This is a genomic window from Paenibacillus sp. FSL R7-0331 (assembly GCF_000758645.1).
Classification (GTDB): domain Bacteria; phylum Bacillota; class Bacilli; order Paenibacillales; family Paenibacillaceae; genus Paenibacillus_AQ; species Paenibacillus_AQ camerounensis.
Genome location: NZ_CP009284.1, coordinates 841,081 through 853,217, shown reverse-complemented (window position 1 = coordinate 853,217; position 12,137 = coordinate 841,081). Strand labels below are relative to the sequence as shown.

At 55.2% G+C, this 12,137-nt stretch carries 9 protein-coding genes; 2 read left to right on the top strand and 7 right to left on the bottom strand.

From position 1 onward, the window contains the following. Nucleotides 1-341: 341 nt before the first annotated feature. The 3 genes from R70331_RS03725 to R70331_RS03715 form a co-directional block, all read right to left on the bottom strand. The gene (locus tag R70331_RS03725; protein ID WP_042182101.1) at nt 342-5,339 is read right to left on the bottom strand and encodes a DUF4132 domain-containing protein; all 4,998 of its coding nucleotides are present in this window, start codon (nt 5,337-5,339) and stop codon (nt 342-344) included. A 25-nt stretch (nt 5,340-5,364) separates the two neighbouring features. Further along, complete coding sequence (locus R70331_RS03720) at nt 5,365-5,784, bottom strand: hypothetical protein (RefSeq protein ID WP_042172955.1); 420 nt, start codon at nt 5,782-5,784, stop codon at nt 5,365-5,367. Between the two features lie 97 nt (nt 5,785-5,881). Then, entirely contained in the window at nt 5,882-6,496 is a 615-nt protein-coding gene (locus R70331_RS03715; protein WP_042172954.1) for a hypothetical protein, read from the bottom strand. A gap of 185 nt (nt 6,497-6,681) precedes the next feature. Between R70331_RS03715 and R70331_RS03710 the strand changes: the two genes are divergently transcribed. Together R70331_RS03710 and R70331_RS03705 are read left to right on the top strand one after the other, a co-directional pair. Then, complete coding sequence (locus R70331_RS03710) at nt 6,682-7,434, top strand: 3'-5' exonuclease (protein ID WP_042172953.1); 753 nt, start codon at nt 6,682-6,684, stop codon at nt 7,432-7,434. A gap of 229 nt (nt 7,435-7,663) precedes the next feature. Next, on the top strand, nt 7,664-8,428 hold the full coding sequence (locus R70331_RS03705; protein WP_042172952.1) for a MerR family transcriptional regulator: 765 nt from the start codon (nt 7,664-7,666) through the stop codon (nt 8,426-8,428). 89 nt (nt 8,429-8,517) lie between these two features. Here R70331_RS03705 and R70331_RS03700 read toward each other — a convergent pair whose 3' ends face one another. From R70331_RS03700 to R70331_RS03685, 4 genes are all read right to left on the bottom strand, one after another. After that, nucleotides 8,518-9,126, bottom strand: coding sequence for a PepSY domain-containing protein (locus tag R70331_RS03700; RefSeq protein ID WP_042172951.1), 609 nt, complete (start codon nt 9,124-9,126; stop codon nt 8,518-8,520). A gap of 117 nt (nt 9,127-9,243) precedes the next feature. Continuing rightward, nucleotides 9,244-9,843 carry a PepSY domain-containing protein gene (locus R70331_RS30280; RefSeq protein ID WP_052418901.1) on the bottom strand — a complete coding sequence of 200 codons (600 nt, stop codon included), beginning with the start codon at nt 9,841-9,843 and terminating at the stop codon, nt 9,244-9,246. Continuing rightward, on the bottom strand, nt 9,840-11,204 hold the full coding sequence (locus R70331_RS03690; protein ID WP_042172950.1) for a HAMP domain-containing sensor histidine kinase: 1,365 nt from the start codon (nt 11,202-11,204) through the stop codon (nt 9,840-9,842). The genes R70331_RS30280 and R70331_RS03690 overlap by 4 nt, the downstream gene beginning before the upstream one ends. Further along, nucleotides 11,201-11,905 (bottom strand): response regulator transcription factor, encoded by a 705-nt coding sequence (locus R70331_RS03685; protein ID WP_042172949.1) that lies wholly within the window; start codon nt 11,903-11,905, stop codon nt 11,201-11,203. Before R70331_RS03685 ends, R70331_RS03690 begins: the two co-directional genes overlap by 4 nt. Between the last annotated feature and the right edge of the window lie 232 nt (nt 11,906-12,137).

The following is a 12,137-nucleotide window of genomic DNA, read 5'->3' as shown; positions in this document are numbered from 1 at the left end:
ACCCACTTTCGGCGGAATTAGAGGGATTTTTCCATTTGATTCGGCTATTCCACCCACTTTCGGCGGAATTAATGGGATTTTTCCCTTTTACTCGGCCATTCCACCCCCTATCGGCGGAACCAAAGGCACCTCCCCCCGTTACTTTTCCATTTCACCAGCCGCCTCCTTCTCTACCGCACTCACATTCCCTCTTTCGGCCACGCCGAAACCAAAAAAAAAATGACTCCCGGCCATCCGGGAGTCATCTCCAAATCCAATTTCTAACTCTAACTCTAACTCTAACTCTAACTCTAACTCCAACCTCTAAACCTAATCCCTAAACCAACTCTCCAAACCGCACACTAGCCCCGCAGCTGCGACAGAATCGACGGATCCTTGATCTTCGTATCCTCCGCCAGCAGCACTACCTTGGACAGAATCTCCGCGGTCCGCGGGTCCTCGTCCAGGAACGGCAGGAACAGCCGGCCGCGATGCTGGGAATGCACCGGAATAATATGCAGCGCCCCGCTAGCCTGCTTGTAGACCTGGCCACTGCCTAAGTGCACGGCATATTCGCCCAGCTTGCCGTCAATCCGCGCGTAATTCCCGTCAAGGCGCACATTCCCGATCTTCAAGAGCCGCAGCGACTCATTGACGATCACCCGGCGCATTTCAATGGTCGTCAGGCTGGCCTCAGGGTCTACTCCACCGACGTGGGCAACGCTGACCACCAGATCCACATCGCGCATCACCTCGGAGAAAATCAGCGGCGGCACCTGCGCCAGCGGAACATTCTTATACGTCTTACGGTCAAAGAATTCCACGCTTTCCAGCGCCGGCGCTTCCGTATCCGCCGGTGAGAACCAGTCCGCCATCGCGTACAGCCGCACGATCAGATTAGCGCCGTAGTAGACCTTCTGCAGCCCTTCTTCATAGCTGACCGTCCACTGCCGCTCGCGGAGCAGCGCCACGGTCTTGCGCGGCTGCACCTGGTGGCCGGCATACCGCCCGGATACTGTCCCGCTGGCCAGCTCATCCGCGTTCGGCAGGTACAGCTCGCGGAACACCTGCTTGAACGGCTGTCTGATCTGCCGGTCGAACAGATCCTTCTGGTACGCGCTCCACTGCCCGCTTGTATACAGATCCAGCGGATGCGCGATGTACAGCTCCGCCTCTGGAGCAATCACCGCCTCCTCACCCGAAGGAGCGGCAAGCGTGCCGGCCTCCGGCTTGAAGTAGCCGAGCGCCGTTCCGCTGCGCAGGACAAGGGTCCGCAGCAGCGGTGCCAGCACCGGATTACGGCTGAGCGAGCTGATCTCCTGCAGCGTGAAGCTGCTGCCCGCTTCCATCGACCGCTCCAGCTCCACCCGGGCACGCCGGTACTGGCCGGTCAGCTCGCTGCGCGTTTCCTTGAGCGCTTCTACATACTCATGCTTCTTGAAGCGGGCCGGCACGGACTTCAGCTGCTTGCCTTTACTGATGACTTCCAGCTCACTCTGCCCCTGATCATCAATAACCAGCCGGACAGAGGTATCCTCATCCAGCATATGCGGCTCGAAATAGGACCCCAGCTCATCCAGCTTACGGGCTTCAATATCCCACATCAGCCGGGTAACATCGGCATATCCGGCCGTGCGGGCCAGATTACCGAGGGCAATCCGGGCAGCCAGCCCTTCGCTGGCCCGGCGCTGTGCGCCGAAGGCTTTGCTCTCGGCCAGGAAGCGCTGAATCAGCTCATACCGTTCGCGGACATCCTGTTCCCGGTCTTTGCCGAGCGGAATCAGGCTGTAGCTTAGCAGGTGATCCTTGTTCCGCTTCTCAACAACCGACGTCTTCATAGCCGCAAGCTCCAGCTTGCCTAGCGCCGCGTCGGCGAACAGCTGGGACCGGCGGTGATTGGAGCCGGCTGAGATATATTTGGCACAGTCGTAGAGCAGCGCGAAACGCTTCTCTCCCAGTGTGTTATAAGCCGACAGGAACCAATTGCCGTCGAACGCCCCGTCATTGAAATCCTGCGGCGTGATAGGCGAATAGTGGGCGACCACTGTTTCTTTTTCTGCCGAGAAGCTCTCATTGATATGAGCATGGAAGTACCAGGCGGCACTGCGCAGCCCTTCCCAGCCAAGATGCTCCGCTACAAGCTCAAGCCACTGCGGGGCATACATTGCCGCTTCCAGCAGCCTTTTTTCCGAGATGCCGCTCTCTTTCAGCATCTTGCCCAGCATTGCCGTATCTTCACCTTCACGCGGATGGCAGTTTTTCAGTAAATGGCTGAACGTTTCCTTCTTGGTGATACTCCGCCCGTAGCCGTAAATATAACCGCGCACAAAGGTCTCCTTATCAAGCCCGGTCAGAATGCGGATAAAATACTCCATACCGCTGATCCGCTGCAGCCCCATCACGAGCGGAGTTACTTCTGTCGGCAGGTCACCGCGGGCCAGCTCAATCTCCATCAGGCGGTCAATGAGCCGGCTGCGGAGCGCAGTGATTTTTACACTGTCCTCGATCCAGGCCAGATTCCGAAGGGAGGACGTCAGGCTCTGCATATGCTGCTTACTGCCCTCGCTGGCAAGCAGCTCCTTGTAGAGCTCATTCTCACCGATCCATTCCGCTTCAAATGCCCGCAAATAATCATCAAGCGACAATTTGACATTCCACCAGTTCTGCGCAGGAGGCGTCATTTTGTCAAACGTATACAGGGTGCGGAACATTGTCTTATAATCCTCCTGATCCGTCACTCTGCCCCTGATCATCAGCAGCCAAGGCTCGGCCAGCACATTCAGCATTGGTGCCTCAGCCGCCATCTTCTCCTCCGGCATCGCTGCCAGCAGCGCATTCAGCGCCCGGTCTACAATCCGGAAGCCTTCTTTCTTGGCACTGTCAGCAAAAAATGCGCGGATGAGCGTGTCCGCATGCTGGCCGTATTTCAGCTTCCCCAGCAGCCTGTCCACTTCACTGATCCGCTGCAGCGGATAGACGGAGGCAGCAAATTCACCTCTCCAGCCTTCCAGCAGCTTGTGCTTCCTTAACTCGTTATAATCCATGTCGCTGCTGTAAAAACCGTGATAATCATTCAGCGTCTTATTCAGATCCTCCAGCTGCAGATAGAAGTGAAGCTCAAGCAGACGTGCAGCATCCCAGCCCTGCTCCTGTAAATAAGCAGACCAGACCTCATGCAGCGGATACTGCTCCAGTTGAGAGGTGTTCTCCTGCTGCTCCTTCTCCCACAGGCTGTTCCATTTCAGCGGCTTCAGTATGGTCCCAAGCAGCAGTGTTTCTTTCCGGTCCGAATAATCCTCATGCTCATATTCCGTGTCTCTATACTCATGAATCAGCTGATCCAGTCCCTGCAGAAACCCTTCGATGTCCTCCAGACTGCTGCCAAACACCTCATCCCACTTAAAATCACCCGGCTGCGGCCCTTTAGTCAGCCATTCTTCTGTTTCAGCCGGGTTAAACAAGCCAAATCCGCTGGCTGCCGTGTATTCGTTCCGGCGCTCCAGCTTGGCAAGCAGCTCCCGCTCCTTGGCCGAGGGGCTGTCCATGGCTTCAATCAGCGGCTTCACCTGCCCGGTAATGGCGCTCCGCTGCTCATCCTCGAACAGCACGGTAGCCATCTCCAGCCCGGCCAGCCGCTGCAGGCTGTTCTTCTCCTGCAGCAGCCGGGTAACGGATTCCTGCAGCGAGGAATCCGGCTGGCTGAGCAGCAGCAGCGTAACGCTCTGGCGCAGTGAGCCGGTCTTCAGCTTCAGCAGCGCTTCGGCCTGCAGCAGCTCCTGCGGAGTGAGCGTTAATTCCATCGCTTCGTTCAGCGCCAGCTCCCGGTTCTTCATGCTCTTGTCGGAGAGGCTCGCGAACAGGAACTCCCGCTGTACCGGGCTTAACGGATATTCGAGGAAGCAGGACAGCAGCTCGCCGCGCAAATCACTGCTAAGCTGATCCTTAAGCTCAATCAGCCCGTCAATCCACTCACTGTCCATATCGTAGGCAATCAGATACAGCATTTTGCGGACAGGAAGTTCAGAGGTATAGTTCACCTGGATGAAATCCAGCACCTTGGACGGCCCCGCTGTTTCGCGGCGGGACGGATTCAGAAGCAGCGACTTAAGCAGGGCAAAATCCCGTCTGCGCTCCTCCTTGTCCTCCAGCTGCGGACTGCGGATCAGGCTGATTTTGGGTTCATCCTTTTGCGGCCTCCACAGACGGTTATAGCCGTAGCAGTAATTCAGCAGAACCCAATACTGCAGCTCATGATCCTGCTCATGCAGATGTTCCCTTGCCAGCCGCAGCCGCAGCTCCGTCTCCTGGCTGTTCGCCAGCAGGTACTGGGCGATAATCTTCTGGTATACCTGGCCGGTTGCCATCAGTTCCCTGATTTTATCGTACAGCCCCGCTTCCTCATGCACTGCCGTTGCCCACAAGCTGATGTACACACGGTTCGCGTTCGCATCTGAAAGCCACTGCTCCCGCAGCCCGGCATCCTGCAGCGCCTGATAAGCATCTTCAATCAATGCTTTGGCTACCCGCTGATTCTGCGCTTCAAGCCCCATGCCTGTCCAGACGCCAAGCGCCCGTACAACAGAGCTGTAGCGGATAAAATCATTATCAATAATGATCTTCAGCATGTACAGATTGTTCTCAAGCGTTCCCTCATCCATCCGTTCCACCAGAGACTGGCGCAGGCCCTCCTGCAGACGGGCGGCAATCAGCAGCTCACCCATCATAGCCACGGCCTCCTGCCGGCGGCTCATAAATACGCCTTTGATCATCTCGTGGCTCAGAGAAGCCCCCTGATTATCCCCGTATACGATGTCCCGGATCCTCTCCAGCATATCGCCATCCGTGCGGTCCAGCTCATAGGCGATGACATCACTCAGCACAAGATTAATCCGGTGCCGCCGGCTGTAATCCGAGCCGTTCTCCAGACTTTCGGCATTCTGCATATAAGAGCTGAGCGGCAGCCCCTCCCGGTCCATCAGAATGAGCGAGCCCATTTTGCTGAGAAACGTAAAGATATGAAGCTCCGGATTAGCCGACCGGAACGGTCTGCGGGCATAACCCCTGCTGTAGGGATACTCCGTACAGTGCTCTGTAATATATTGCATAACAGCTGCCGCGTATGGACTGAACAGCTGCCGGAACGTAGCGACCAGCGGCTCAAATAAAGACTGCTGCGCTTTACCGGCAAGCTTTTTCAGCACATTTATGCATTCCCGGCATTCCTCTTCTTCTCCGCCTATGTACTGTATTCTGCTTACACTGATAATGAGCGAAGCCAGCCCGGACACCTCAGCATCCAATGTCTGCGCCTTCGCCTGTATCTCTGCATACCACTGCTTCTCCCGCTCTTCCGCATTCAACAATCCCATTATTCCGCCTCCTCTTTTACCATAGACTTCCTGCCAGCATCGTGAACCGGATGAATACAAGCTCATCCCCCTCATTCAGAACCAAAGGCTCCTGCAGCCGCTCACAGGCTTCCTCACGCAAAAACACCTTATACAGCCCGTCCTCAAATGCCAGCAGCGCAGCCTCCACCGCAGTCCCTAGCTCAGGCAGCTTGTCGTTATAGACTGTTCCGAAGCCGATTTTTCCGCTGACCCGCTGGTTGTTGATGGCATCCCCCGTCAAAAAAGGGATCAGCTCGCCCCGCCCCTGCTTCTCACTAAGCTCTTGCACCTGTAGAGCTACTATTGCCGTAATCAGCTCCTCCAGGCTGCCCGGGGTCTGCTGAAGAACCAATTCGCGGCGTCCAAGGACCGGCTTGCGTTTTCCTACGCTTTTTACAGTGACATACAGCAGCATACGTATCCCTCCCCCTATTCGTAAGCAGCCGCTCCGCTACACAGAGCATCTTCATTCATTACCCAAATTGCACCAGCCTTACCCTGCACAGTTCTGCTCATAAAAGGAAGCAGCGCTCTATCCGCTCAAAGTTATCCTGCACAGACGTCCTTCCATCCACTTCCATGAGAGGCAGGTTTAAGCGAAGGGCTTCCTGCTTCACTTTTTCCGCAAATAGAGCATCCCGCTTCATCCAATTACGGAACGCTTGTTCCGATTCATCCGTCCTTTGCAGAATACCCTGAATCCACGTCCGCTTGCTATAGTGCTCCAGTTGGAATTGTTCAGCAGGTATGATCCATATGGCCCGGTCTGCCTGTCTCAGCAACGGCGCAACCAGAGCAGGCAGCAGCTGGTTCCCCTCCACAACAACCGGAGCCTCCCCCATGCAGGCCAGATCATCCAGTACAAAGGAAAAGTCCTCCTGAAAGCAGGCGGTATACGTATCCAACTGCTCCTTCACATCCCTCGTCAAAAAAACCTCGTTCATCGTAAGGCCGCTGATTCTGCTCATGGCCGGCTGCTGCTCTGCCGTAACCCGCTGCAAATGCTCATCAAAGCGCCCGTCACAGGCGTATAGCTGTAATCCGTGCTTTTCCGCGTACATCCCTGCAAGTGTACTTTTGCCCGCACAAGCCGAGCCGCCGATCCAGTATATAGAGCTTGGAAGCACTTCTCTCTCCCCTTTCTGCCGCAATATCCTGTTGTACATTTTCTATTGTCCGGCTGCCCGTACCTGCTGCGCGGCTGAAGTTCCAACCCTTTCTCCCTTTTATCTGCATTTTTTGTTAAAATAGAAAGGTCGGCGCAATCTTCTTCTTACCAGCGCCAGTCACTATTCAAACGGAGGCATCACCTGTGGATTATATTATTCTGGACATCGAATTCAACGGCCGCAAATTTGCCAGCGAGCATCCTATGGAAGTCATTGAGATCGGTGCCGTCCGGTTAGACGCATCACTGCAATTTAAGGATGAGTTCACCGCCTTAATCAAACCTATATATTTCTCTACCCTCAATTCGTTCATCAAGAAAAAAACCGGCATCCCGCAAGAGGACATCGACGTTGCCTCCCGGTTCCCCAAAGTCATTACCGCCTTCCGGAGCTGGCTTGATCAGAGCCCTGACGGCGTGCTGCTGCTGACCTGGGGCGGCGAGGACATGAAGCGGATCATCCAGGACGTGCGCATGCACAAGATGGACGAGTCCTACTGGATGGAGGCCACATACTTCGACCTGCTGAAAGGGCTGCTGCGGGCCCGCGGACTTACCAATGACATTAGCGTCGAAGGCGCGATGGCACTGCTCGGACTTGAGCCTTCCGGCTCCGCCCACCGGGCGCTTGACGATGCACGGATGACGTCGGAAATTTTCCGCGCTGTATTTGAGGAGCTTGACTTCTCACGCTCCCAGCATTTTGTGGACACCTTCTCCAACGCCAGAGAACGCAAAACGGTCAAAATCGCCATCAAAGCGATGACCTCTCAAAAAATCGTCCCCACCTGGGAGCTCGTCGCCGAGCATTATTTCCAGAGTGAAGGGGCCTTGGCTGATCCGCGTAAGGTGGCGGAGCTACAGGCTTATTTTGCAGCACAGCTCGGTAAGAAATAAGGATCTGAGGTACCGCTGGAGTGCAGCAGGAATAACGGCTGTCAGCAGCTGCGGCAATCTCCCACAGGCTATCCTGAGGAAGATTGCCGTTTTTGTATGTTAATACAGAATTCAATAGATTTAGCATTTGACATTGCCGTTACGTCAAGGTGTACAGTTGGTTTTGTAAGCACGAGCTTACAGGCGGAAATGCACAGACATCCGGTAAATGAACAAGGAGGTGGCTTACATGGAATATACCGTGCAGAAGCTGGGGGCAATGGCGGGAATCAGCACACGGACGCTGCGTTATTACGATGAGCTTGGTCTTCTGAGGCCGGCGAGAATCAACTCTTCAGGATACCGCATTTACGGTCAGGCTGAGGTTAATCTGCTGCAGCAGATTTTATTTTACCGCGAGCTTGGCCTTACACTGGAGGCGATCCGGGATATCGTGACCTCACCTTCCTTTGACGGCAGCCGGGCGCTGCAGGAACACCATGAGAAGCTGCTTCAGCGCCGGCAGCAGCTGGATGTCCTGATTGCAAACGTCGAGCAGACACTGGCTGAGTCCGAAGGGAGAATAACCATGAGCAATGAAGCGAAATTCGAGGGCTTTAAGCAGAAGCTGATCCAGGAGAACGAACAGAAATACGGACAGGAGATCCGTGAGAAATACGGCGAGGAGGCTGTGGAGAAGTCGAACCGTATGGTGAAAAATATGACTGAGGAGCAGTATGCGGCCCTCCAGCAGCTGGAAGCAGACATGTTCGCCGCACTAGAGCAGGCAATGGAGGAGGGCGATTCTGCAAGTGAGCTGGCGCAAAAGGCTGCCGGTCTGCACCGCCAATGGCTCTCCTTCTACTGGGATACCTACACCAAGGAAGCACACGCCGGAGTTGCCCAAATGTATGTGGATGATGAGCGGTTCACCGCGTATTACGACAAGCGCCGCCCGGGGCTGGCTGAATTCCTGCGGGATGCCGTGCATGTATACACAGGGGCGAAGCAGTAGGATTGCTGCAGAGCGGATTTAGGTTTTTGCCAAGTTATATACACACATGAAAGAGGCAGCCGGTTTCCGGCTGCCTCTTTCATGCTGATTTAATCATCATATCCATCGTTATCGTCATCATCGTCATCGGAGTCTACATCTTTATACAGTACCTTGCCGGTATAAGCATCGACTCCGACCTCTGTTGAAATCCGCCCGTTTCTGATTTCCACCTCATAGACAGCCGTTCCGTTATCGCGGTCAAGGTCTACATCCGTTACCTTGCCCTTCACTGCGGCCAAGGCCGCTTCTGACGCCTTGGCTGCAGTAATGAGCTGTGTGCCGGAGGCTGATGCTGCAGCATCTGACAAGTAGTTATCGTCATCGTAGTCATCATCGTTGTCCGTATCCTGACGTACACTCAACACCTTACCGGTATAAGCATCAACCCGGACATCAACCTCCTTGTTTGTCTGCCGGATATCGACTTCGTAGTAGGTTCCGCTCAGTTTCTTTTCCAGATCAATACTCTCCACCTGGCCGGGTGCTGATTTAAGGGCAATCGCCTCGGCTTTGGCTATACCGATCAGCGTCTTGCTCTGGCTCTGCTGCACCGCCGGTGCCGCTGCTGCCGTTCCGCTCCGGATTTCATTGATGCCGTAAGTCCCCCCGAGAATAATGGCTGCTGCTGCTACACTGCTGAGTAACTGTTTTTTCATCTTTGCCGCCTCCTATGTTTTATCTGGCCTGCTCATGTATTTAATATAAGCCATCAATATGAGAGAACAGCGGCAGCAAGATTAGAATTTGATGAGAAACCAGCTCATTCCTTATCATCAATTATCATCATCCGGCTCTTCCCAGGTTACAGAGCGGATAGCCCCGGAAATCGCATCAACCTGGACCACCGCTTCACGGCCGTCAGAGGTATTAATCTCCACCAGATAAAATGCCCCGGCTTCATTGATTCCGGTATCCACATCATCTGCCTCTCCCGGTACTTCCTGCAGTGCCAGCTTTACAGCCTCGGCTTCAGACACCACCCGCTGCGCCGGAGACGGTGAAGGTGCTGCGGGTGATGCCGAAGGAGCTGCGGAGGCCACGGGAGTAGCCTGCGCTTCCGGTGTAGGTGCAGGTGTGGAAGCCGCCTGCAGCCGCACGATGGAGATAATATCACCGGTGACCCCGTCCAGCTTCAACTCATACAATCCCTGGCTGGTTTGCAGCTCTGCCACGAAGCTCCCGGCCTGCTGGCTCATTTGCTGTATGCTTCCGGAGTACACCTGCAGCAGTTTTTGTTCTGCAGCCTGCCTGCTAAGCTGCTGCCCTGATTCGTTGCGGAAGAACCATATACCGGCAGCTGCCAGCAGCAGGACAGCGGCTGCGATGATGATTACCTTATAAATTAAGCTTCGGTTGACTCGCTTTATGCTCATACAGTTCCCCTGCTCTCAGCGGAAATCCGGATCGTTACCGAGGTTCCGAGGCCCGGAGCACTGTCTACAGACAGCTCTGCCCCGATTGCCCCGGCAATCTCTGCGGCCAGCGCCAGTCCCAGGCCAGCGCCTCCGCCCTGGCGGCTTCTTGCCGCATCTACTCTGTAGAACCGGTCAAATATTCTTGGCAGTTCCTCCGGCGGAATTCCGATTCCCCGGTCCTTAATGACGATAATGCTCGCCCCGCCGGCAGCCTCGAGGGTGACCGTGATGCCCTCGTCGCTGTATTTGCGGGCATTATCCAGAAATATAAACAGCAGCTGCCGCAGCTTGGCTTCATCGGTATATCCCCGGACTGTCCCCTGCGAGCGGACAAGCACATCCCTTCCATAAGCATCGTGAAACACCTTTGCCGACGTCCGGGCCAGCTCACCCAGATCCAAAAGCTTCATAGACAGCACCCACTGCTCCTGGTGCTTTGCCAGCAGGAGCAGCTGCTCCGTCAGTTCCTTCATCCGGACTGCTTCGGAATGGATTGCTTCCACCGATTCATTGAACAGCTCCGGATGATCCAGTCCTCTGCGCTTCAGCAGGCTGGCATAGCTTTCAATGACCGTAAGCGGTGTGCGCAGCTCATGCGAGGCGTCTGACACGAACTTTTCCTGCTTCAGATAATTGCTCTCAAGCAGCGCTATCATTCCGTTGAAGGTATGCCCCATCTCGACCAGCTCATCCTTAGTCTTGTCCTGTAGCGTCAGCCTGCGGAACTTCCCGCTGTCCTTGATCTCCCGCATGGTGGCTGTCATCTGGACAATCGGCCGCATAATCAGGCCGGACAGCAGCCTGCTCGACAGCAGCAGCGGTATCAGTGCAACAGCCGTAGCACCGGCCAGCACAATCCGCAGTACCCTGAGTGTACCCATCGTACTTTCCAGACTTTTGGTCATCTGCACATTCATCACTGTTCCGTCCGTCCAGATAACCGGTACCGACACAGAGGCGTAGGAACGCCCCGCTGCGCTGAGCATTACGGCCTGCCTCTCCGCATGATATTCCGGCTTAAGCCGGCTGAGCTCCTGCTCCGAGACCGAGGTTACGGGAGCAGGCCCGCTTCCTCCCTCGCCCAGCAGGCGCAGCATCCCCTCAACCGGGACATATGCCCGCAGAAGCTCAGCCGGGGCAACCCCGCCAGCAGCTCTGCGCATATCAGCGGCGATTTTGGCTGTCTCAGCTGCGGCCTGATCCAGCTCATTCTCTGTCAGCATCCGGCTGAATACCGTATAAATGAACAAATTCATGATCACGAGAAGCACTGCGAACAGCACACTGGAGTACAGATAGATCTTGCTGCGCAGCTTCATGGAGTATCCTTCAGCACATAGCCGATGCCCCTTACAGTATGGATAAGCTCGCTCTCATTCTCCAGCGCAATCTTTTTACGGACATATCGGATATAGACATCCACCAAATTGGTGTCACCGTAATAATCATAGCCCCAGACGGCTGACATGATCTGCTCCCTGTTCAGCACCTGGCGCTTGTTCTTGAGCAGGTAGACCAGCAGGTCGAATTCTCTTGGGGTCAGCTCAACGCTCCGGCCGGCGCGGACAACCTCGCGGGTGTTCTCGTTCAGCTCCAGATCCTCTGCCCGCAGCCAGGAGTCTGTGTTCGTTTCCGCTTCCGCTGATCTGCGGCTTGATGCCAGCCTGAGTGCAGCGCGGACACGGGCCAGCAGCTCTTCAATCTGAAACGGCTTGGTAATATAATCATTTGCGCCCAGATCAAGTCCGGATACCTTATCCTCGACTGAGCTTTTGGCGGTCAGCAGCAGTACCGGAGTGTGCGCATCACTCACCCGGATGCGCCGCAGCAGCTCAATTCCGCTGAACCCGGGCAGCATGACATCAAGCAGCAGCAGATCCGGCTGCTGTTCCTGATATATTTCAAGTCCCTGGTGGCCGCTGCCGGCGATGGATACGCGGTACCCCTCGCATTCCAGCTCAATCTGCAGCAGGCGGGCGATTTTTTCCTCATCCTCAACAATAAGAATGGATTCCGTCATGGGCATCCTTCCTTTCCGTATACGCATTCAGTATATGCGTATATTCGACATCCATCTGCCTACATTGTAGGGCATTCGCAGGCATAGTTACAAACTGCCGAGATGATCCTTTCACCAGACTCACCGCCTCAGCCAGTAACTGCAGGACTTTTACTGTAATTCCTGCCGTTTTAGCGGCACAGGGGCATACATCCAAAAAGGCGCTCCGGCCATTGGCCGGAACGCCTCTTTT

Bases quoted from the DNA above. Each gene is read 5' to 3' on its own strand.
- R70331_RS03685 (WP_042172949.1), bottom strand. From the start codon at position 11,905: ATGACGGAATCCATTCTTATTGTTGAGGATGAGGAAAAAATCGCCCGC.
- R70331_RS30280 (WP_052418901.1), bottom strand. From the start codon at position 9,843: ATGAGCATAAAGCGAGTCAACCGAAGCTTAATTTATAAGGTAATCATC.
- R70331_RS03720 (WP_042172955.1), bottom strand. From the start codon at position 5,784: ATGCTGCTGTATGTCACTGTAAAAAGCGTAGGAAAACGCAAGCCGGTC.
- R70331_RS03690 (WP_042172950.1), bottom strand. From the start codon at position 11,204: ATGAAGCTGCGCAGCAAGATCTATCTGTACTCCAGTGTGCTGTTCGCA.
- R70331_RS03705 (WP_042172952.1), top strand. From the start codon at position 7,664: ATGGAATATACCGTGCAGAAGCTGGGGGCAATGGCGGGAATCAGCACA.
- R70331_RS03700 (WP_042172951.1), bottom strand. From the start codon at position 9,126: ATGAAAAAACAGTTACTCAGCAGTGTAGCAGCAGCAGCCATTATTCTC.